23 protein-coding genes are annotated in these 22,414 nt (G+C 40.0%); 10 read left to right on the top strand and 13 right to left on the bottom strand.

Going from position 1 to position 22,414, the window contains the following annotated elements; translation table 11 throughout:
- Positions 1 to 50 precede the first annotated feature (50 nt).
- Positions 51 to 434, top strand: a complete 384-nt coding sequence (gloA2, locus tag ESA94_RS09675) for an SMU1112c/YaeR family gloxylase I-like metalloprotein (protein ID WP_129130684.1) — start codon at positions 51 to 53, stop codon at positions 432 to 434.
- A 3-nt stretch (positions 435 to 437) separates the two neighbouring features.
- Here the strand turns inward: gloA2 and ESA94_RS09670 are convergent, their stop codons facing one another.
- Entirely contained in the window at positions 438 to 1,079 is a 642-nt protein-coding gene (locus tag ESA94_RS09670) for a 3-keto-disaccharide hydrolase (protein ID WP_129130683.1), read from the bottom strand.
- Positions 1,080 to 1,158: 79 nt separating this feature from the next.
- On the opposite strand from ESA94_RS09670, the gene kdsB reads away from it, so the two are divergent.
- On the top strand, positions 1,159 to 1,887 hold the full coding sequence (gene kdsB / locus ESA94_RS09665; RefSeq protein WP_129130682.1) for a 3-deoxy-manno-octulosonate cytidylyltransferase: 729 nt from the start codon (positions 1,159 to 1,161) through the stop codon (positions 1,885 to 1,887).
- A gap of 131 nt (positions 1,888 to 2,018) precedes the next feature.
- Here the strand turns inward: kdsB and nadA are convergent, their stop codons facing one another.
- On the bottom strand, positions 2,019 to 3,032 hold the full coding sequence (nadA, locus tag ESA94_RS09660; RefSeq protein ID WP_129130681.1) for a quinolinate synthase NadA: 1,014 nt from the start codon (positions 3,030 to 3,032) through the stop codon (positions 2,019 to 2,021).
- 594 nt (positions 3,033 to 3,626) lie between these two features.
- Between nadA and ESA94_RS09655 the strand changes: the two genes are divergently transcribed.
- From ESA94_RS09655 to ESA94_RS09645, 3 genes are all read left to right on the top strand, one after another.
- A complete protein-coding gene (locus ESA94_RS09655) occupies positions 3,627 to 5,747 on the top strand; it encodes a peptidylprolyl isomerase (protein ID WP_164972694.1) in 2,121 nt (706 codons plus the stop codon).
- A 161-nt stretch (positions 5,748 to 5,908) separates the two neighbouring features.
- On the top strand, positions 5,909 to 6,427 hold the full coding sequence (locus ESA94_RS09650) for a DUF2480 family protein (RefSeq protein WP_129130679.1): 519 nt from the start codon (positions 5,909 to 5,911) through the stop codon (positions 6,425 to 6,427).
- A 6-nt stretch (positions 6,428 to 6,433) separates the two neighbouring features.
- Positions 6,434 to 6,775, top strand: coding sequence for a hypothetical protein (locus ESA94_RS09645; RefSeq protein WP_129130678.1), 342 nt, complete (start codon positions 6,434 to 6,436; stop codon positions 6,773 to 6,775).
- Between the two features lie 2 nt (positions 6,776 to 6,777).
- Here ESA94_RS09645 and ESA94_RS09640 read toward each other — a convergent pair whose 3' ends face one another.
- A complete protein-coding gene (locus ESA94_RS09640) occupies positions 6,778 to 7,293 on the bottom strand; it encodes a RidA family protein (protein WP_129130677.1) in 516 nt (171 codons plus the stop codon).
- A gap of 10 nt (positions 7,294 to 7,303) precedes the next feature.
- Complete coding sequence (gene corA / locus ESA94_RS09635) at positions 7,304 to 8,398, bottom strand: magnesium/cobalt transporter CorA (RefSeq protein ID WP_129130676.1); 1,095 nt, start codon at positions 8,396 to 8,398, stop codon at positions 7,304 to 7,306.
- A 132-nt stretch (positions 8,399 to 8,530) separates the two neighbouring features.
- Between corA and ESA94_RS09630 the strand changes: the two genes are divergently transcribed.
- Together ESA94_RS09630 and ESA94_RS09625 are read left to right on the top strand one after the other, a co-directional pair.
- A complete protein-coding gene (locus ESA94_RS09630) occupies positions 8,531 to 9,031 on the top strand; it encodes a hypothetical protein (RefSeq protein ID WP_129130675.1) in 501 nt (166 codons plus the stop codon).
- 118 nt (positions 9,032 to 9,149) lie between these two features.
- A complete protein-coding gene (locus ESA94_RS09625; protein WP_129130674.1) occupies positions 9,150 to 10,283 on the top strand; it encodes a hypothetical protein in 1,134 nt (377 codons plus the stop codon).
- A 5-nt stretch (positions 10,284 to 10,288) separates the two neighbouring features.
- Here the strand turns inward: ESA94_RS09625 and feoB are convergent, their stop codons facing one another.
- The gene (feoB, locus tag ESA94_RS09620) at positions 10,289 to 12,409 is read right to left on the bottom strand and encodes a ferrous iron transport protein B (RefSeq protein ID WP_129130673.1); all 2,121 of its coding nucleotides are present in this window, start codon (positions 12,407 to 12,409) and stop codon (positions 10,289 to 10,291) included.
- Between the two features lie 154 nt (positions 12,410 to 12,563).
- Between feoB and ESA94_RS09615 the strand changes: the two genes are divergently transcribed.
- The 3 genes from ESA94_RS09615 to ESA94_RS09605 are packed head-to-tail and all read left to right on the top strand — an operon-like array spanning position 12,564 to position 14,889.
- Positions 12,564 to 14,201, top strand: coding sequence for a M28 family peptidase (locus ESA94_RS09615; RefSeq protein WP_164972693.1), 1,638 nt, complete (start codon positions 12,564 to 12,566; stop codon positions 14,199 to 14,201).
- Positions 14,202 to 14,209: 8 nt separating this feature from the next.
- A complete protein-coding gene (locus ESA94_RS09610; RefSeq protein ID WP_205755946.1) occupies positions 14,210 to 14,644 on the top strand; it encodes an IPExxxVDY family protein in 435 nt (144 codons plus the stop codon).
- Between the two features lie 14 nt (positions 14,645 to 14,658).
- Positions 14,659 to 14,889 carry a 4a-hydroxytetrahydrobiopterin dehydratase gene (locus ESA94_RS09605; protein WP_129130670.1) on the top strand — a complete coding sequence of 77 codons (231 nt, stop codon included), beginning with the start codon at positions 14,659 to 14,661 and terminating at the stop codon, positions 14,887 to 14,889.
- Positions 14,890 to 14,908: 19 nt separating this feature from the next.
- Here ESA94_RS09605 and ESA94_RS09600 read toward each other — a convergent pair whose 3' ends face one another.
- The 8 genes from ESA94_RS09600 to rho are packed head-to-tail and all read right to left on the bottom strand — an operon-like array spanning position 14,909 to position 22,326.
- Positions 14,909 to 15,241, bottom strand: coding sequence for a DUF4870 domain-containing protein (locus ESA94_RS09600; RefSeq protein ID WP_129130669.1), 333 nt, complete (start codon positions 15,239 to 15,241; stop codon positions 14,909 to 14,911).
- Positions 15,242 to 15,297: 56 nt separating this feature from the next.
- Positions 15,298 to 16,359 carry a selenide, water dikinase SelD gene (gene selD, locus ESA94_RS09595; RefSeq protein WP_129130668.1) on the bottom strand — a complete coding sequence of 354 codons (1,062 nt, stop codon included), beginning with the start codon at positions 16,357 to 16,359 and terminating at the stop codon, positions 15,298 to 15,300.
- A gap of 24 nt (positions 16,360 to 16,383) precedes the next feature.
- Positions 16,384 to 17,280: a hypothetical protein gene (locus tag ESA94_RS09590; protein WP_129130667.1), complete on the bottom strand. Its 897-nt coding sequence runs from the start codon at positions 17,278 to 17,280 to the stop codon at positions 16,384 to 16,386.
- 35 nt (positions 17,281 to 17,315) lie between these two features.
- Entirely contained in the window at positions 17,316 to 19,028 is a 1,713-nt protein-coding gene (locus tag ESA94_RS09585; protein ID WP_129130666.1) for a hypothetical protein, read from the bottom strand.
- Between the two features lie 24 nt (positions 19,029 to 19,052).
- Complete coding sequence (gene mnmH / locus ESA94_RS09580) at positions 19,053 to 20,099, bottom strand: tRNA 2-selenouridine(34) synthase MnmH (protein ID WP_129130665.1); 1,047 nt, start codon at positions 20,097 to 20,099, stop codon at positions 19,053 to 19,055.
- Between the two features lie 14 nt (positions 20,100 to 20,113).
- Complete coding sequence (locus ESA94_RS09575) at positions 20,114 to 20,305, bottom strand: hypothetical protein (protein WP_129130664.1); 192 nt, start codon at positions 20,303 to 20,305, stop codon at positions 20,114 to 20,116.
- Positions 20,306 to 20,349: 44 nt separating this feature from the next.
- On the bottom strand, positions 20,350 to 20,658 hold the full coding sequence (locus tag ESA94_RS09570; RefSeq protein ID WP_129130663.1) for a hypothetical protein: 309 nt from the start codon (positions 20,656 to 20,658) through the stop codon (positions 20,350 to 20,352).
- An 18-nt stretch (positions 20,659 to 20,676) separates the two neighbouring features.
- Complete coding sequence (gene rho, locus ESA94_RS09565) at positions 20,677 to 22,326, bottom strand: transcription termination factor Rho (protein WP_129130662.1); 1,650 nt, start codon at positions 22,324 to 22,326, stop codon at positions 20,677 to 20,679.
- Positions 22,327 to 22,414 lie beyond the last annotated feature (88 nt).

The following is a 22,414-nucleotide window of genomic DNA, read 5'->3' as shown; positions in this document are numbered from 1 at the left end:
TGTATTACATGATTACGCCTGTTTACTGCATCTTTGCTTCCAAAAGCATCATGCTGCAAGCTGTTCATCATATCGCCATCATCTGTTCAAACTATCATCAATCAAAACAATTTTATACCAACGTACTGGGGCTAACTGTTATAAGAGAAGTGTATCGTGCAGAACGGGATTCGTATAAACTTGATCTTGCATTGAATGGTCATTACATCATTGAACTGTTTTCGTTTCCGCATCCACCGCCACGCCCATCAAGACCGGAAGCACAGGGCTTGCGTCACCTGGCTTTTGCAACTGCTGATCTTGAAAAAGTAATTGCCCGTTTATTGTTGCACAATGTTGTGGCCGAGCCCATTCGTGTAGATGAATTTACCGGCAAGCGCTTTACGTTTATTGCCGATCCCGATGGGCTTCCTTTGGAGTTTTATGAAGCGTAATGCTTAATCGAGAATTTTTAATTTGATGTTTTTATACAACACTTTGCTTTTCGGATCGTGGCCCTGCAGTGCAATGGTTCCGCTGCTGAGCAGGCGGCCTTCCATTCCTTTTTCACGCACAGCATTTTCGGGTTCGGTATAATCAACTATTTGCTTTTTGTTTACAAATGTTTTGATGGTTTTATCCTTTACAACAATGTGCATGGTAAACCATTCATTGTCTTTGGCCGGTGCTTCCTTTACATCCTGCACAGCATATAAACCTGCAGTTCTGCGCCAGTCGGTATGCGAATTATTTACCTGCACTTCGTAACCTTTTTTGGGCCATCCGCCTTCCTGGTATTCGGTGTGTATATATACTCCCGAATTCGAGCCGGGCATTGTCATTATATCGAGCGTAAGCTCGAAATTTTTAAAATTATGCGCCCCGGCATCTCCATTATAAAACAGATGCGCCACTTTTCCGTTTACAACAATTGCTCCGTCTTCTACTTTAAATGTTTCAGCGTTTGCACCCACTTTCCATCCGTTAAGCGTTTTACCATCAAACAATGAGATCCATTTTTTCTTTTTTACAGGAGCTGTTGCTGCCAAAAACATAAAAGCCATCGTTACCAGGATACTTAAGCGGAGAAAATTTGTCATATTGTTTGTTTAAGAAAAACAAATGTATCAATTCATTTGAGTTTCGCTGCCTTGTTTAAAGTTCATTTACATTTGTTACATGCGTATCATTGCTGTTATACCTGCCCGTTATGCGGCCACCCGTTTTCCTGCTAAGCTGATGCAGTTACTCGATAACAAAACTGTTATCCGTACAACTTATGAAAATACCGTTGCAACCGGTTTGTTCAGCCAGGTGCTGGTAGCAACTGACAGTACTGTTATTTACGATGAAATTGTTTCGAATGGCGGTAGTGCTGTTATGAGTAAAAAAGAACACGAGAGCGGAAGTGATCGTATTGCTGAAGCTATTGAGGGCATTGATGCAGATATTATTATTAACGTACAGGGCGATGAACCTTTTGTTCAAAAACAATCGCTTGAAAATTTATGTGCACTTTTCAGCGATGCTGCTGTTGATGTTGCTTCGTTAATGCATATTATAACCGACGATGCACAGGTTAACGATCCCAACTGTGTAAAAGTGGTGGTTAATAAACAAATGGATGCACTTTATTTCAGCCGCAGTACTGTTCCGTTTAAACGGGATGTAACTGCTGCAATACCATATTATAAACACATTGGCATTTATGGTTACAGGAAAGAAGCTCTGTTATCTTTTATAAAATTACCTGTATCTGCATTGGAGCAGGCCGAAAAACTGGAGCAGTTGCGTTTACTGGAAAATGGCTACCGTATACGGATGGCGATAACAGAACCCGTTGGTGTTTCGATAGATACGGCGGCCGATCTGGAAAAAGCCCGTGATGTACTACGTAAAAACCGCTAATCTTATAAAAAAAAACGGCAAATTCTTTCACATTCTCAAAATCGTGTCTATCTTACACTCGGTTTTTCATAGGATATTGGATTTTAAAACGGGGCAGGATTTCTATCTGGCCCCTTTTTTATTTTTAAGCCTTATATAAGACCAAATTGTGCGCTCAATTCCAGCATGCGGTCAATTGGCTTTTTAGCAGCCAGGCGCAACTCTTCATCCATAATAATTTCCGGCACTTCATACTCCATACACAGGTAAATCTTTTCAAGCGTATTGCGCTTCATATGCGGACAATCATTGCATGCACAACTGTTATTAGGCGGTGCCGGAATAAATGTTTTTTGTGGATTACTCTTCATCATCTGGTGAAGAATACCGGTTTCTGTAGCAACTATGTATTCTGCAGAAGCGTCTTTTTCGGTGTATTTGAGCAACTGCGTTGTGCTGCCAATATAATCGGCCAAACGTAAAACCGGCTCTTCGCATTCGGGGTGTGCAATTATTTTAGCGTTTGGATGACGTAATTTCAACTTGCTGATCTTTTCCACACTAAAAATTTCGTGTACCATACAAGCGCCATTCCAAAGCACCATGTTGCGGCCGGTTACTTTGTTTATGTAAGCACCAAGATTTTTATCGGGAGCAAAAATGATCTTTTGGTCTTTGGGTAAGCTTTCCACAATTTTTTGTGCATTACTGCTGGTGCAAATAATATCGCTGAGGGCTTTTATGCCTGCACTGCAGTTGATGTACGAAATAACCAAATGATCGGGGTGCTGTGCTTTGAATTGTGCAAAAAGCGGGGGCGGACAACTATCGCTCAATGAGCATCCTGCTTTAAAATCGGGAATAACAACTTTCTTGGTTGGGTTGAGAATCTTCGCTGTTTCGGCCATGAAGTGTACACCTGCAAATACGATGATATCTGCATCTGTTTTTTCTGCTTTCTGTGCAAGGCCCAGGCTATCGCCAATGTAATCGGCCACATCCTGAATATCGGGTTCCTGGTAGTAATGCGCCAGGATAATGGCATTTTTTTCTTTCTTCAACCGTTCAATTTCTGCAAACAGATCCATTTCCGGATCGAGTTCAATATCCAGAAAACCATTTTTTTCTACATTCAAATTCAGATCTGTTACCAACGCTGTACTCATTTCAAAAACTTTAATTTCGATTCAAAGCTACTTCAAAAAAACTTGTGCATTTACCCTAGTATATCTTACTAATTATCTTTTTTATATAAAAATCTAATACTATTATGGATGTGAATTCGTGGATATCTGCTTTCTTTTTGTATTTGAAAATATAAGTCGCCTCGGGTTATTAACAGTTATCCCCTTTTCATTCACAAGAGCAAATACAGTAGGGTTAAGCATTTTGTGTGGTTATGCACAATCGGGGATTTTAAATTGATTGTAAAAGTTCAGTATCAAGTCTTACAGAAAACGCTGTGTTTGAAATGAGGATAAACCCGGCTTTTTTAACGCTAACGAAAGTAAGGATGCTGTTGGGTCAATATGTACACTTTTCATACACGGTTTTATCCCCGATTTTAACTGAAGGAAATCCACAGGAAAGCGGGGTTATCAACACAGGGTTGTGAATTCGCTTGTTGAGAATTTAAAATGTCCGGTCGTTATTTTCTAAAACCCTTGTCCTGTGTTGTTTACGGGAGTTTTCCACAATTTGTTCAAACATCTTTTTCCCCTATTTTTGCCGCTCACTTTTATAACGTACAATATATTATTATGTCCATTATTCAGCAGATTCGTGAAAAGTATGCAGCTGTGAGTATTGCTGTGATTGCTTTGAGCCTTATTGGATTTATTCTTACAGATTATTTTGCAGGTCGTGGCCGTGGCGGTAGTTCGCAAGGCACATCAATTGGTTCTGTAAACGGAAAAGACATTGATGTAAACAGTTTCAGTCAGCGTTTATCAGAAATGGAAAACGGTTACCGTTCGCAGGGAATGGATGTGAACGACGAAATGCGCCAGCAATTGAACGAAATGTTATGGAGTAATGAAGTAGAAGAAATTATTCTAACAGGTGAATATGAAAAATTAGGTCTTGTTTTCAGTGCCGCAGATCTTGATGATGCATTGTACGGAAGTAATCCGCCACCGGCGCTGGCACAACAGTATAAAGATGCAAATGGTAATTATGATGCAGCAGCAGCACGCCAGTTCATCAATTCATTAAAAAAGAAGAAAGCAAACGATCCGCAACGAGTATACGTAGAGCGTAACATCATTGACTATCTTATTCAAAATGGTTTGCGTATGAAATATGCTGCATTGGTATCGGGTGCAGTATTTTATCCAAAATGGTTAAGCGATAAAGAAATAACAGATCAAAGCAGTATTGCATCGATCAGTTATGTTGCTGTTCCTTATCAAACCATCAGCGATAGTGCGGTAAAAGTGAGCGACGATGATATTAATGCATATGTACGTAAGCATAAGAATGAATTTAAACAAACTGAAAGCCGTTCTATTTCTTATGTAGTGTTTGATGCTGCTCCAAATGCGGCAGACAGCGCAGCGGCATTGGGCGAAGTTGTAAAACTGAAAGATAGTTTTGCAAGAGCTGCTGATGCTGCGCAATTTATTATTGCGAACACATCAACTACTCCGTTCTATGATGGTTATGTATTAAAATCAACCATGCAGATTCCGAATGGTGATACAATCCGCAGCCTGGCAGTTGGTGCTGTATATGGTCCTTATGCAGATGGTGGTAATTATGTTTTAGCAAAAATGATTGCTAAGCGTGAAATGCCCGATTCTGTGAAATGCCGTCACATCTTAATTAGTACGGTAGATCCGCAAACAGGAACACCGTTATTAAGTGATAGCGCTGCAAAAGTTAAAACAGATAGTATTGCAAAGGCAATAGCAGGTGGTGCTGATTTTGCGGCAATGGTTACTAAGTATTCAACAGATCAGGGTAGTAAAGAAAAAGCAGGTGAATACGAATTTACATCGCAACAGTTTGGCAGCCTTGCAAAAGAGTTTGCTGAATTTATTTTCTACAATGGAAAAGGAAGCAAACAGGTTGTAAAAACAAGTTTCGGGTATCACTACATCGAAATTATGGATCAAAAGAAAATTGAACCCGCATATAAGATCGCTTACTTTTCACGCACTGTAGAACCAAGTGATGAAACAATTAACAGCGCAAGTACTGCAGCTGCACAATTTGCTGCTGAAGCACGCAATGCAAAACAGTTCGATGCTGCTGTAACAAAAAATAAACTGGTTCCCCGTATTGCAGAAGTTCGTCCTACGGATTATTCAATTATTGGTTTAGGCGGTGCACGCAATTTTGTTCGTTGGATCTACGAAAATGGAACAGGTGATGTTTCTGAGCCAACAACGCTTAACGATAAAGTAATTGTTGCGTTAATTACAGAAGAACGTGAAGAAGGTTTGCCTGATGCGAAAACTGTACGTGTACAGGTTGAAAGTATTATCCGTAATCAAAAGAAGGCGAGTGAAATTATTTCTAAGATCGGTAACAACAGAGATTTAAACCAGGTAGCAACTTCGTTTAAAACAAATGTTCTTCGTGCCGATAGTATTTCGTTCTACTCTCCATTCATTGCAGGTGTAGGAATGGAGCCTAAATTAACAGGTGCGGCATTCAATCCTGCCAATAAAGGTAAAGTGGGCGAACCGGTAGCTGGTAATTCTGCAGTGTTCCTTTTCCGTACAGAAACTGTTGGTTTGTTACCCGCAGGAAATGCTGCTTATAACGAGCGCAGAGCACAAATGGAAGCAGGTATGAAACAAAGTGCAGCAAATGCTTCTTTGCAGGCGTTACGTACTGCAGCAACAGTAAAAGACAGAAGAATTAAGTTTTATTAATCGAAGCTTTCTCAAGAATACAATGGGCATAACGGAAGTTATGCCCATTTTTATTAACAGTAGTTTTACGATTAAAAGAATGAAAAACTACGATGCTGATAGTTCGTAAAAAAGGAAGTGGCATATTTGGAGTAATTTTACTATCCTAATCTTTTAAGTATATGAGTGAAGTGATAGTAAACCGTGTTGCAGAAAGTTCTCTACAAACGATTGATCTTGAAGCGATGATGCCTGCTGAAGAGCCGGTTCTGTTCGATTTAAAGGACTATCTTTTTATGGGGCTCATTGTTAAAGAAAAAGAGTTTCGTACTTCGCTGCAACAGACAGATCTTTCGGGATATGCAGGAAAAACGGTGTTGGTAACCTGTAGTGCAGATGCTATAATTCCCATGTGGGCTTATATGCTGGTAGCGGCTTTATTACAACCTATAGCAGCAGAAGTATTTCTTGGTTCAAAAGAAGAATGGAAGAAGCAGAAATTAATGCATGCAATTGCAACACTTAGTTTGGAAGCATATATCGATCAACGTGTAGTAGTAAAGGGATGTGGCGATGAACCCATTCCGGAGTCGGCCTATATGGAAATCACTAAACGCTTAAGACCTGTAGCCAAAAGCATCATGTACGGCGAACCATGCAGCACCGTTCCTATTTATAAACAACCAAAATCAACGGCTTAAAACTAAGTGGCATTTAACGACTTTCGTAATTACCATCCCTATCGACTTACTCCCAGGCAGCGGAAATTTCTAAAACATTGGGAAAAACGTAGGACAATTCCTAAATGGAAATATATTCTTTTCCACGGGGTGTTGCGTGAAGGCTTAGCATGTATGCTGGTGATAAAACTATTGCAGTTCGCTTTCGATCCGCAAGCCTTTGTTGGGTTTTATATTAACACGATGGGTATTTTATTTCTGTTGCTTGAAGTCTGTTTCTGGTTAGGCGGTGGCGGTATTATTGGTTGGTTTAAACACCGCAGTTTTGAAACAGAATATGAAATGCTCAAGAGTATGGAGCATTTCTAAACTCATTCTACTTCCACAACCAGTTCAATTTCCACTGCAATATTCGACGGTAAAGCAACCATACCCATTGCAGCTCTGGCATGTTTTCCCCTCTCTCCAAATATTGCTACCAATAAATCGCTGCAACCATTTATAACTTTTGGTTGTTCTGTAAAATCGGGCATACAATTTACATAGCCGTTCACTTTTACAATACGTTTTACTTTGCTTAAGTGGCCACCCAAAGCATCTTTTAAAGTGGCAATTAAACTAAGTGCAGTTATTCTTGCAGCATCGTATCCCTGTTCAATGGTAAGGTCTTTACCAACTTTACCTGTAATATTTGTTCCGTCTGCTTTAGTTGGACCATGACCTGCCAAAAATATAAGATTGCCCGTACGCACATACTTTACATAATTGGCAATTGGTTTACTTACCGGCGGTAATTGCAAGCCAAGATCTTTTAGTTTCTCTTCTTCGTTTTGTGCTGTTGCTGCAAAGTGTGCAAACAGAAATGCGAGTGTTAGTAGTTGTTTCATTGAAAGAAATTTAAAACCATCCTCTTTTACGAAATATATAAAGCATTACAATGGGAATAAGGATCATCATACCACAGGCAAGGTAAAAACCAAACTGATGATGTGCATAAGGGATAATATCGAAATTCATCCCGAACATACCTCCAATTACAGTAGCAGGTGCAAGTAAACATGTTACAATCGCCATCACCTTCATCACTTCATTCATCTTAAGGTTAACATTACTCAGATATAAATCGTGCAGGTTCATCATCATATCACGGTAGTTTTCTGCAAGGTCTGCAGCCTGCACAATATGATCGTACACATCCTTAAAATACTTGGCCGTTCGTTCGTTTAATAATTCACTTTCGCTTCGCAAGATTCCATTTACCATGTCTCTTACCGGGGTAATATTGCGCTTTAACACAATCATCTCTTTACGAAGCTGGTTAATTTTTGCGAGCGATCTGTTGTTGGGGCTGCGGATAATATCTTCTTCCAATACTTCAATTTTATCGCTCAGCTTTTCCATTACAACAAAGTAATTGTCTACAATAAGATCTATAAGCGTATAGAATAAATAATCGGTACCGCTTTGGCGAAGCTTATTGTTTCTGAAGTGTATTTTATCCCTCAGAGGATTAAATACATCCCGTGATGCATCTTCCTGGAAACTGAGCACAAATTGTTTACCCAGCACAATTGATATTTGTTCCGTTTCAACAGCAGAATCTTTTTCGTTGAAATAAAGCATATTCAGCAGGCAAAAGATCACGCCATCAATTTCATCTACTTTCGGACGCTGACCAATGCTCATAATATCTTCCGTTACCAACGGATGTACATTAAAATGGTTGCAAATTTCCTCAATGTCTTTACGGCGAATACCATCTACATTAATCCAGGTTACACTGGCGGTATGTTTGTAACGGAAAGCATCCTTAACCTCATTTAGCTTTTCTTCATGAAGATTTTCGGTGTCATAATCGTAAACATACAGGTTAATGTGCTCGGGTTCTATGCGTTGTGGCGCAACGGTTGGGTTAACATGCAGAATACGTTTTGTACGCAGCAGGTTAAATGGGTTTAAAACAATGTCTAAATAGGAGCTCCGTTTCCGCATGAGAAAAAATTTAAACGAATTTAAAACATTCAGTACGCAACATCAGCACTCTTCTGTAGCTTTAAGAGACGAAATGAGCCAAACTCCTTGGCAGTGGCATGTGAACATTACTAAATTTAAAAAAGCGTACACATGAAACAGTACTTACTCCTTCTTTTTTTTATTGCAGCAGTGCTTGCCTGCAATAACGAAGCTTCTAAAGAACAAGATGCTAAATTGAGCAACGAGGTTAACCAGCCTCAGCAATGGTTTGCAACCGATACGGTAGTTGTATGGGATTGCAGCGCAGAGGATAAAACCAAAAAGCGTATTTATGCCCCTATTGATTCTGTTACAGAGCCGAAGGCTTTAATTAACGGCGTTAATAAAACTTATTCGGAGATTAAACTGGAGTTCGACCATTTATCCGGAGACACATTGTTTGTAAAAATTCCTGCAGCAGAATGGTTAACCGAAAGAGCAGGAAACTCAGGGGCAGAACAATATCTATCATTTGCAGCCTTAAACTTGCTCGAGACAAAAGCAATCAGGTATGTACATTTCGATTTTACTGCAGGTGTGCATGCAAGACCAACAACCTGGAGCGGAAAAGATTTCAGCGATTGGAAAAAAGATCCATCATCTGTACAATAAACACGGCCCGTTCGGGTTTATGAAAAGCCGGATAAATTTGCCCGGTTTGTTAAAACATGTAATATGGGCAACGCATGTCGTTGCCTCCAAGTCTATGTAACAACCAACCACTCGATTTATGAAAAAACTTTTACCCGTTTTTCTACTGCTAACCGCTGTTTATTCCTGTAGAAGCAATCGCATTCCAAACGAAGAAAAGGACCTGCTTTCTTTAATTAATCGGCTGAATAAAAAAGGAAGCGACGATAAGTTAATGGCCGATATACAAAACGTATACAATAGCGGTTATATAAAGGCCAAACAACGTCTTGATAATTACCAGTACGATCCTGTTCCTGCAAAGTGGGACCGTTTAATTGCAGAGCTGGAAGGTATTCAACGGATGTATGATATTGTAAACCGGAATGCCTACGCAATAAAAATTGTAAAGCCAGTAAATGCGTACCCCCGTTTAATGGCTACAAAAGATTCGGCGGCGAACGATTTTTACTTTTATGGTTCTGATAAGATGCTGTTGAATACAAGAGCAGGAAACAGGGAAGCATATTACGCATTTGATAAAGCACAACAATATGTACCCAACTATCGTGATGCTTCAACACGCATGAAAGAGGCGTTTGATAAAAGCATTGTGCAGGTTTTGGTGAATAATTTTGAATATGATGTTATGGGGCTAGGAAGTTTTGGCTGGAACTCGTTAAATGGAAGAGACCGTCAACATCACAGCAATATGATCCGTGATTTAGGTGGACAAGGTTCGAATAGTTTCCCTGCAAAGTTTTACGATCAGTATGAAATGCGACGCAGCAGTCGTAACCCCGATTATGTTGTTGATCTTATCTGGCGCAATGTACGTTTCGATCAGAATCCCGATCGCAACAAAACGTATAACCGCAGCAAGCAAATCGAAACAGGAAAAGATACAGCGAATAAACCTATTTATGCAACTGTTGTTGCCACAGTTTACGTTACAGAACGTGAATTAAATGCAACAGGCGATTTGAATCTGATCATCACCCATACAGATACAAGAGAACAGGTGTTGTGGGATCGTATTCCATCGAACTATCGTTACACTTACGAGTTTGCAAGATATACCGGCGATCAGCGTGCTTTGGAAAGCAGCGATCTTACATTGATCAACCGGAGCAACAATCAACCATTACCATCAAGAGATGAAGCAATGGGCGAAATGATCCGTCGTATTTACGATCAAACTTTAAACAGAATCCGTAACACGGTAAGTTGGTAAAGAAATTAACTCAAAAGCTGGTAAGCTAAAAGACTCATTACATAGGCTAATACCGTCATGTAAGTCAATTGAATCATTGGCCACTTCCAGCTATTAGTTTCACGTTTTACAACAGCCAATGTACTCATACATTGCATAGCGAGTAAGTAAAAGATCATTAAAGAAACCCCTGTTGCCAAAGAATAGATTTTTTCTCCGTTTGCGTTAACCGCAGAATTCATTTTCTGCCTCAGCGTTTGTTCATCACCACCATCACTGTCTACCGAATACAAGGTAGCCATGGTACCAACAAACACCTCTCGTGCAGCAAAGGATGTAATGAGGGCAATGCCAATTTTCCAATCGTAACCCAATGGTTTAATTGCAGGTTCAATATACTGCCCCATAATGCCGGCATAGGAGTTTTGTAAAAGAGCGGCTCCTTTTTCTTTTTCCAACACATCACGCTGCTCGGGGTTTGCGGTGATCTGTTGGTCGTATTGTGCAGTAACTTTTTCTAAACGATCGCCGGGCCCATAGCTGCTTAACGCCCACAACAGAAGACTGATGATCATGATTACCTTACCGGCATCAAACACAAAAATCTTTGCCTTTTCAATCATTGTAAGCAAAACATTTTTGTAACGTGGATGCCTGTATAAAGGCAGCTCAAGAATAAAAAAACTTTTCTCTTTTATGTTGATGAAACGTTTGGCAACATACGCAACAATCAACGCCATCAACACACTAAATACATAAAGCCCCATCATTACCAAACCCTGCAGGCTTAAGAAACCGAGGTAATATGTTTGGGGAACAACCAATGCAATTAAGATCGTATACACCGGTAAACGGGCGCTGCAACTCATTAGTGGAGTAACCAGGATTGTAAGTAAACGCTCTTTGCGGTTTTCAATATTACGCACACTCATAATGGCCGGTACCGCACAGGCAAACCCACTGATCATGGGCATTACACTTTTTCCATTCAGCCCAACTTTACGCATGATTTTATCGGTTAAAAAACCAATGCGTGCCATGTAACCCGTTTCTTCCAGAATGGTGGTAAGTCCAAAAAGGATCATGATCTGCGGAACAAACACAAAGATGCCGCTAAGGCCTGCAAGCACACCATTAATAAACAGATCGGTTAATTTATTTGCAGGTAACCAGCTGCTGAACCAATTAGAGAGGTTAAGGAAGAACAGCTCGATGATATCCATCGGGTACTGTGCAATCCAGAAGATGCTTTGGAAAAGCAGAAACAAAACGGTCAATAAAATAGCATAACCCCAGAAACGGTGCAACAATACACGATCGAGCTTTTCAGCAATCAACTGTTTTTTTACAGGCGATTCTTCGGTAATTGTTGTTTGCACAATTTGCTTAATGCGCTGATAGCGCTGCATAATTTCTTCGGCCTGTATGCGGGTGTGCTGTACTTTGTTTTTTTGCTCAATAGCTTCAATCTTATCCTGCAGATCGTTTGATAGTAAAAACGATTCGTGATTGATGAGATGGTGAATGGCAGAATAATCGCTGAGCTGTGGCAGTAACTCTTTTACTTCGGTTACAGCTTCGGTAGCCAGGTTTTTGTTTGAAATAAAATCAAAAGCCGGCGGACGGTATTGCTGTTTGGTGGTAGCTTCAACTGCTTTCTTCAGTTGATCGATGCCTTTGTTTTTTCTTGGATTAACCGGAACAACAGGAATACCCAGCTCACGCTCCAACGCTTTTATATCGATCTGGATGTCTTTTTTACGGGCCACATCCATCATGGTTAGCGTTAAAACTGCCGGAATCTTTAAGTCGATGATCTGCGAAACAAACAACAGGTTTCGTTTGAGCGTGCTTGCATCGGCAACAATAATTACCACATCGGCTTTTACATCGGTATCCTGGTTCATTAATACTTTATAGCTTACCCACTCGTCTGCACGACGGGGGTATAAACTATACGAACCGGGCAAATCAATTAACTCTGCCGTAGTATCGCTACTGATGTTGAATTCACCTGTCTTTTTATCAACTGTTACCCCGGGAAAATTGCCCACTTTCTGGTTTAAACCGGTAAGGGTATTGAACAAGGAGGTTTTACCGCTGTTGGGATTACCAACTAAAGCAATATGGATAGTATTTGTGGCCATGAAAGCAGTTGCAAATGTAGGCGCAATTTATTTGAGACATTTACGAAGTTTGGAAACATTCACTTGCGATTGTAAAGGCCTGTTTAAATTTCCAAGAGGGCAGGCAAGTAAACCGGCATCTGTTTACCTTTACAGCCAAATTGCTCTTACGTTCATGAAAAATGTTTTTTTCGGTTTTATTGGCCTTTTGTTTTCAGTAGTTTCAAACGCACAAAAGTTAAGCAAGGCAGATAAAGTAAGTCTTGAAAATCTCCGTAATCATGTAAGCTACCTGGCGGATGATCAACTCGAAGGTCGTCGTACCGGTACCAAAGGCGAAGAGCTTGCATACGTTTATATTTCGCAGCAGTTTGAAAAGAATGGATTAACCGCTAAAGGCGAAAAGGGCTTTTTACAACCGTTTGAAGTAAACGAAGGCAAACAAATACAACCCTCTACTTTTTTTATTATTGATGGCGAACATTTAAAAGTGCAAACAGACTTTTTTCCTTTAGCATGGAGCGTAAATGGAACTATTGAAACTGTTGCTGCTGCAAGTTTGCACGAAAACGGCGGAGCCTGGTTTTGGGATATCAAGGAACTGCTGGTTGAAAACGAAAAAAATCCACACTTCGATCTTGTTAGTTCTATCCGAACAAAAGAGAAAGATGCTGTAACAAAAGGTGCAACGGCATTGATTATTTATAACAGCGGAACAAAAGATGCGGGTTTAAAATATGATGGAAAAGACCGTTCGGCATTATCTGCTATTCCGGTTATCGTTTTACAAAAGCGACTTGCTGATAAACTGGCTGCAGACCCATCGCACATGATGGATATAAAGTTGAAGATGGAACAAGGCGATAAGATCCGCAAAGGACATAATGTTGTTGCTTATATTGATAATAATGCGGCAACAACTATTATTATCGGTGCCCATTACGATCATCTTGGTTATGGAGAGGATAATAACTCCCGCCATACAGGTGAGAAATCCATTCACAATGGTGCTGATGATAATGCAAGCGGTACAGCTGCATTACTCGAGCTGAGTCGTTTATTAAAACTCAGTACCGATAAAACAAACAACTATCTTTTTATCGCCTTTAGTGGCGAGGAGTTGGGGCTATACGGATCAAAGTATTTTACAGATCATCCTACCATTTCGTTAAGCAATGTGAACTATATGATCAATATGGATATGGTTGGCCGCTTCAGTGATAGTTCGAAAACAATAACCATCGGAGGTATTGGAACATCACCATCGTGGAGTGCACTTATTGCCGAAAAGAAACCAGCATTCACAATAAAAATAGACAGTAGCGGTACGGGTCCAAGCGATCATACTTCTTTCTACAGGAAAGATTTACCTGTGTTATTTTTCTTTACAGGTTTGCATACCGATTACCATAAACCTAGTGATGATTTTGATAAGATCAATTACAACGGGCAGCTTTTGATTGTAAAATATATTACCCGCCTTATAGCAAGAACGGGTAAAGAACAAAAACTTGCATTTACAAAAACAAGGGAGCAACAAACAAGCACTTCAACACGCTTTACAGTAAGCATGGGTATTATGCCCGATTATACCTTTAGCGGTGCCGGTGTAAAAGTTGATGGTGTTAGCGCAGGAAGAGCGGCGGAAAAAGCAGGGATTAAAGCCGGTGATGTGGTAACTAAATTGGGCGAGTTTGAAGTAAGCTCTGTAGAAAGTTATATGCAGGCTTTAAGTAAATTTAAAAAGGGTGATGCTACAAAAGTGAAAATTAAAAGAGGAGCAACAGAACTTGAATTCGACATTGCTTTTTAATATTACGTATGAAACTGAAAATTGACAACGAGTTACTGGCAGAGGAGTTTTTTGAAGACACTTTTCTGCTAGGCATTATGGCTCCGCTCGAAAGTCATCAGTTTGTGTGGCAAGTAAACCAGGCCCTGCGTTTCGATTTCCGTATCAATAATGAAATAGAAATTCAGCTTGCCAAAAAAAACAGGAACTACTTTTTTTCTGTGTTTGAATTTCAGGAACCCAATAAGGCTCTTTTCTACTATCTCTACAAAAACCAGTACGATGGTGAATATCTGCTGCCTGAATTTAAGCATCTCGATTATCTGTGGTTGATTAAAGGTGATCTGCCATCGAAGGAAGATGAACGTGTATTGATTGCTGATATTCGGTCATTGCCCGCTGTACAGTTAGTGGTTGAGTTGAACAACGAAAAAATTAAGAACAAACAACATTTAATTCTTTGATAAAACAAAAGCTTATGTGGCAGGAAACGGATAACAAGCTTTACCGCAAATTTGAGTTTGCTGATTTTTCTGAAGCGTTTGCATTTATGACCCGTGTGGCTATTGAAGCGGAGAAAATGAATCATCATCCGCTTTGGATCAATGTTTGGAACAAAGTGGAAATTTGGCTGAGCACACACGATGCAGGCGATGTGGTTACAGAGAAAGATAAAAAGCTTGCCGAACGAATCGACAAGCTTCTCTGAAAATTTTGCTGTTTAAGTTTTATTTAATGAACGTAAACCATTGTTGAAAGTAGGCTCCTGCTACAGGCAATGGTTTTTCTTCGCCATTTAAGGCAGCTATAAAACCAAGCACCCACAACACAACCAAAACAAGCCACAGAATGGTTATTAAAAAGCTGAGCATCGGTACTGCAAAAACCAAGGTCCAGAAGAGAAGGTACAATGCTAAACTCGATGCAACCAGGCCAAAGCTTTGCCTTAAATGAAAAGTTGCTAGTTGTTGTTTGGGGTTACTGTTTGTGTAGTTTACATAAGCTACAATCCAGCCAATAATGGTTAAGTAACTTACCCAGGAAATTGTTTTGGAATCCATAATGTAAATGTTGATTGTATTACAAAATAGAAATGCTGTTTTGCTTTTGCAAACAGTTAAGCTAAAACATGAATTATTTTTTCAGTTTGCGCAACAAACCGGCCTATTGGTTGCATAAATTTTGCAAAGCCTTGTTCCTGAAATAATGTCTGCACATCTTTCACAGCTTCAGGTTTAACTGCAATCAGCAATCCTCCGTTTGTTTGGGGATCGGGTAAGAGGTTGAATGCTTCCATTACATTTACCCCGCTTGCAAAAGAAACTTTTGTATTGTAGCTGTTCCAGTTACGATACGTAGCATCGGGCACAATACGTTGCGCTGCATATTCTTTGGCCGCATCAATAAAAGGAATATGTTGGTAGCTGAGTTCTGCAGAAAGATGGCTGCCTTCCGCCATTTCAATTAAATGGCCCAACAACCCAAAGCCGGTAACATCGGTCATAGCAGTAACAGCAGAAAGTTTACCGAGCAACTCACCAAGTTTGTTTAGTTGTTTCATTTGAGCGGCCGCAATGCCGTTGTGTTCTTCCTTCAGTAACGATCTTTTTTCTGCGGTGGTTAATACACCTACTCCGATTGGTTTTGTGAGAAAGAGAAGATCGCCTTCATTTGCTGTATTGTTTTGCTTGAGTTGATCCTGTTGCAGAAGACCATTTACTGCTAAACCGAAAAACGGTTCATGCGAATCGATACTATGACCACCGGCTAAAGGAATTCCCGCTTCTGCACAAATACTGCGGGCACCATCAAGCACTTGCTGTGCAAGTGAAGCAGGTAGTTTCTCAACAGGCCAGCCGAGAATTGCAATAGCAAGCAATGGTTTTCCCCCCATTGCATACACATCGCTGATTGCGTTTGCAGAGGCTATTTGTCCAAAGCTGAACGCATCATCTACTATAGGCATAAAAAAGTCGGTGGTTGAAATAATTGCATGGCCATTACCAATATCATAAACCGCAGCATCGTCTTTGCTGCTGTTGCCAACAAGCAAACGCAAATCGTTTGGAATACTTTGATTTGATTGAAGGATCTGTTCTAAAACAGCCGGAGCAATTTTGCAACCGCAACCTGCACCATGCGAAAATTGTGTAAGACGAATCGGTTCTGATGTAGCCATATACAAATGTAACAGCAGAATTGTTTACTGGCGTTTAATTCGTACGGCAGCACTTTGCTTTGTATCGGATGTAAAACGGATTTCATAACGCCTGTCATCTGCCCGAATAATAAGTACTCCGGTGTTTGGGGGAATTGTGCCTTGGTTTTCTGCATAAAGAGAAATCAATAACTCCTCTTTTTGCAAAGGCGCAGCAATACGTTGTTTTAATCCTTTGTCGGTTAATGCAACCTTGCTTAACAGAACGCTACTGTTGCTGAAAACAGAAACGCTGTCACCATCGATCAAACCGTCATCATAAAGTTCTATTGAAATACTGTCGGCAGTAATTGATATCGTTTGCAGAATATTTAGTGGACGTGCAGATAGTTTTAATGAATCCGTATTAAATTTTGTTTCTTCAACAGGTGCGGTTTGTTGTGTCGGTACAGAAGGCGCAATTACAACCGCATTTTTCTGTTCAAGTATTTTCAGCAATCCCGATTTGGAAGGGTCCTGCTCTTTTTTCAAAAAGGTTTTACCTTCTTCTTCAAACAATTGTGTTGGCCGTTTATTTGCCTGCTTCCAATCGCCGGTTGCTTCTTTTCCATCAGCATTGAAAAAAAGAATATGAGTTTGAAAATTGTTGTTATCGCCGGGAGGGTTTTCGTATATGGTTTTCGTTTCGGTAACAACCATGTAACCCTCAAACAAATTGCCTTTAATTTCGCAAACAGCATAAAAATTTCCATCTAGCAAAGTGGAATAGGAGTAGCCGGTTAACTTGTTACCTTCCTGAAAAAGCAACAGTTCATATTTATAGTTTGAAGAAAGCTGTAAAGGATGACTACTCGTAAAGCGGCCACGCCAAAGGCCGGAAACATCCTGAGCATTAACAGCAACAGAAAAAAGGAGTAAGAAGAAAGTGGTTACAAACTTCATCTTACAAAGATGGCGATTAGCAGCAAATAAATTGGTTATTCTTTACGCCTCAAAACAATTGATGAGTTCTTGTTTAGCGTTGATGTAAAGTGCACCTGGTAACGTTCGTTGTTTGTGGTAATAACAAGCAGTCCCGTGTTTGGAGGTATGCTTCCAAGGTTTTCGGCAAACAAAGTAAGTTGTACAACCTCTCCGGGCTTAAGTGCAATTGTTTGTTTGTGTGCACTTGCTTTTAAGCCAACTTTTGAAACAAGCAATTCATTATTCATAAATACACTTACCGTATCCCCATCAATTTCACCATTATCATATAACGAAAGCGTTACACTGTCGCCTGAAAGCTCAAGTGCATCAATAATTTCTATTTGTCTTTTTACAATTACAGGGTTGTTGATTACCGGAGGATTACCCGTTGCTGTCGGCTGACCAGAAGTGTTATTGCTAACGGTATTACCAACTGTGGCAATAGAAGTTTGCTGTTGTGTTGTAGCAACAGGAGTTACCGGCTTTTGATCGGCTGGTTTTGTTTCGGGTTTAGTTGTGCTGTTTGTTGTAGCGGGCTTATTTACAGCAGCCGTTGATTGTTGCTGTGTACTAACCGAACTGTTGTTTCCTGTTGTTTGATTTGTTACTGGTTTATTTGTTGTTGCTGTCTGTTGTTGGTTATTTGTGGAAATGGGTTTGTTTTGATTTACGGCAACATCAGTAGGTTTTGTTTGCGTGGTAACAACAGGTGTAGTTGTAGTATTCTTAACGGGATCTTTTGTTACTGGTTGTTGCTGATTTGTAGTAGCAGGTTTGGTTTGATTAACTGCCACATCATTTGTTTTCTGTTGTGGGTTATTTACAATCACAGAAGTATTTGTTTTAACTGAGTCTTTAGGAGCAACTGTTTGCTTTGGTTGATTTGTGGTGGTTGGTTTATTTTGATTAACTGCTATATCATTTGTTTTTTGCTGTGGGTTGTTAACAGCAACCGAATTATTCAGCTTAACAGAATCTTTAGAAGCGATTGTTGGTTTATTTTGATTAACTGCTATATCATTTATTTTCTGCTGTGGATTGTTAACAGCAACCGAAGTAGTTGAGTTGGCAGAATCCTTAGTAATTATTGTTTGTTGCTGTTGTATAGTTGGGGCTGGCTTATTCTGATTAGCTGCAATCTCGTTTGATTTCGGTTGTGTATTAGTTGTTACGGGTTTGTTTTGGTTAACTGCTACATCGCTTTGCTTAGGTTGTGTTTTATCTTCAAACAAAACATCTTTGGTAAGCTGTTTTTCATCAAGTCGTTTGTAGAGCTGAGTAGCCAAATAATTTCTTTCTCTGCTAACAGAAACAGATCCGGTTATTGGTAAATATTTTTTTGTGCGTGAAGTACTCCATTCTCCCGGCATAACAGAAACGGTGTCGTTGTTTTTTTGAATTTTAAAGAACATCACAGTTTTTACTCCGGTAGTTTTTTCTTTAAAATTGTTACTTACCGATTTCTCGTCTTCTACAATTAAAACACTGTCCTCAACTCTTGCTGTTACTTTAACAAGGTTATAAAAAAGGACATCTTCAACAATAAACAAACGTTGACAATAGCCAAACAGTTTCCCGTCTTTTTCCTTAAGGGTTAATTCAAAATCCACGGTGTATTTAGGGCTGTCAACTTCCATCTTGCCTTTATATACACCTGTAACAACCTGTGCATGCGAGTAGAAAGTTCCAAGAAGGAGAAATAGCAGAACTAAAAAGTTTTTCATGTACTTGTCTTTTACAGCCGCTTGTTATGCCGGCTGTTGTATTAATTGATCAATATTGGATACCGAAACGGTTTTACAGGGTATTTTTATTAATAACGCTTCAAGCTGCTCTCTATTATGCATTCCCTTAAGATACCATTTGTCGTAATAGGTTAGAAGGATACGGAAACAATCAGCAATACGCTCTTCTACAAGTGCGTTAATCGCCTCTTTCGTTTCAAGGCCACCAAGACGTTTTTTTATTCGGATGATGGCGTTAACAAGTCGCTCACGTTCGTGTTTACCGTATTCTTCCACCAAATAGCTCAGTCGTTCTTCGAAGGGAATATCCACAAACAGCAACGGGAATTGACGCATCTGTCTCCAAAGGTTAATCGGAATGTTTACATCGCCGATCCGCTGGCTTTCATCCTCAACCCAAATAGCTTCATTTCTTAAAGATGAATTCCAAAGCGAAAGCGCCAGCAGGTTTTCGAATTGTTCCTGCGTAGGTTGAGCAGGCATACCAAGATTACCAAAAGCTGAGCCTTTGTGATGGGCCAAAGCCTCAAGATCAACTACATTTTGTTTTCTTTTTTGTAATCCTTCGAGTAACAGGGTTTTGCCGCTTCCTGTATAGCCTCCGAGTACTTTAAAGCTGTATTCTTTTTCAAACTGTGCCAGCACCCATTTGCGAAACGATTTATATCCGCCAACAAGTGTGTACACATCAAACCCGTATAAGTCGAGCAGCCAGGCAATAGCTCCGCTGCGCATGCCGCCACGCCAGCAATGTACCAATACGGTTCTGGTTGTTGAAGGTTTATGATTGTCGCATATGTATTCGGCTTCCTCCACCATCTTCCGCATCTTCACACCAAAGTAATCAAGACCAAGCTTAATTGCTTTTTGCCTGCTTTCCTGTTTATAAGCGGTGCCCACAACCTTTCTTTCTTCATCAGTAAACAATGGAAACGAAAAAGCATTTTTAAGATGTGCGTGCTTATACTCACCAGGGCTGCGTACATCCAATACAGGGTATTGCACGGAGAGGGTAAGAAATTCTTCTATGGTAATTTTTTTAACAGCCATATACTTCTGTAAAATTATTCATTCTTGCGGAATGCAATAATGAGTGTAATTAGCCACAGCAGAATAGAAACACTGAAGAACGTAATAGTAAGTTGTTTTGCAATAAGAAACGATTGCAGATCACTTGTAAAAAACCAAGTGTAACACATGGCAAGAAACGAAAGAATACCAATAACACGGCAGATATTGACAAGTCGGGATAGCATAGAATAAAACAAAAACAGTCCTGCAATTATGCAGGACTGTTTACTTAATTTTCTTTGATCTGGATATTTACTTCTTTTCCTTTTTTCTCGAGTTTAATTTTTCCACCTTCATCGGTTTTAATCTCCACCTTTCCGTCTTTACCCTCTATTTTAATTCCGTCTTCTGAGTTGATTTTAATACCCGCAGAGTCTGCACCTTGTATTGATATTCCCTCATTGTTGATTTTTATTTCACCGGAATCGCCTTTGATTTCAATCTTTGCTTCGCTGCTTTCTTTTTCATTATCGCTTTTTTGCGAATCATCGCAGGCAACAAAACCCAACAAGAGGAATAAAAAAAGAAACTGTTTCATAACTGATTATTTTTTGTATTAACCATTCATGCTGGTAAGGAATTCCATATTGTCTTTTGTACCACGCATATGTTGCAGCAATGTGTTCATTGCTTCTTCGGTATTCATATCGGCCATGTGTTTGCGTAACACCCACATACGTTTTGCAACATCTTTATCAAGCAACAGATCATCACGTCGTGTACTTGACGCCACAATATCAATAGCAGGGAAGATGCGTTTGTTGGCGAGTTTACGATCAAGCGCAAGTTCCATGTTACCGGTACCTTTAAACTCTTCAAAGATCACCTCATCCATTTTACTGCCGGTGTCTACAAGTGCTGTTGCAAGAATGGTTAAAGAACCACCGTTTTCGATTTTACGTGCAGCACCAAAGAATTGTTTTGGTTTTTGCATGGCGTTTGCTTCCACACCACCACTCAAAACTTTACCACTTGCCGGAGCAACGGTGTTGTGTGCACGAGCAAGACGTGTAATAGAATCAAGCAGGATCACTACATCGTGTCCGCACTCAACCAAACGTTTTGCTTTTTGCAAAATAATGGTCGAAACTTTTACATGTTTTTCTGCAGGTTCATCAAAAGTTGAAGCAACAACTTCTGCTTTAACGCTACGTTCCATATCTGTTACCTCTTCAGGACGTTCATCAACTAACAGAACGATGAGATATACCTCGGGATGGTTTTCTGCAATAGCATTTGCTACTTCTTTCAGTAAAACTGTTTTACCAACTTTCGGTTGCGCAACAATTAATCCACGCTGACCTTTACCAATTGGTGTAAACAGGTCCATGATACGTGTGCTGTAGTTGCTTGATGTAGTTGAAAGGTTTAATTTTTCAAATGGGAATAGCGGCGTGAGGTAATCGAAAGGAACACGGTCACGCACTTCTTCAGGACGTTTGCCATTGATTGTATCAACTTTCAATAATGCAAAGTATTTCTCACCTTCTTTTGGCGGACGAACAGAGCCATAAACCGTATCGCCCGTTTTTAAACCAAAGAGTTTTATTTGAGATGGAGATACATAAATATCATCGGGGCTTGAAAGATAATTGTAATCGCTGCTGCGTAAGAAACCATAACCGTCCGGCATCATTTCCAAAACACCTTCACCCTGGATCACACCATCAAATTCAATATTGAAGGCTTGTTCTTTTTTCTGTGGGTATTGATGACGTTGCTGTTGATGGGCAGGGCGTTCGGGTGCAGGGGCCGCTTCTGCTTCCTGTACAGATTCTGAAAGCAATTCGCTCAGCTCCATTTCGGGAGGACCGGCTACAAAATCGTCTTCACCGGGAATGATGAAACCTGCAGGAATAATTGGTTCAGATGTTGCTGGTTTATCATTTTTTTTAATTGCTTTCTTTTGCGGGGCACCGGCTTCTTCTTTCTTCTTTTTACTTTTTGCAGGAGCGTCAGCTTCATCACCACTTTCTACTACCGCTTCTTCTGTACCGGAGGCTGTGGTTGTTTTTACAATGCGTTTGCGTTTGCCTTTTTCTTCGGCACCTGCTTTTGTTTCACTTGACATAACGGCTTGTTTATCGAGGATTTTATAGACCAGCTGTTGCTTGTCCATTTTTTTGGCGCCTGTAATTTTCAGTTGCTCCGCAATATCGAGCAACTCAGGAACGAGCATATCGTTCAGTTGTAGGATGTCGTACATAAAAAATTTAGTTCATTAACACGGGATGAGAATTCGTAAAACTTTTTTAGATCTGTAAGTTTGAAATGATACGTTTGGGAACTTGGAA

It is taken from the genome of Lacibacter luteus, from assembly GCF_004118265.1.
GTDB lineage: Bacteria > Bacteroidota > Bacteroidia > Chitinophagales > Chitinophagaceae > Lacibacter > Lacibacter luteus.
The sequence above is the reverse complement of the archived record's forward strand: the minus strand, read 5'-3'. Positions and strand labels throughout refer to the sequence as shown.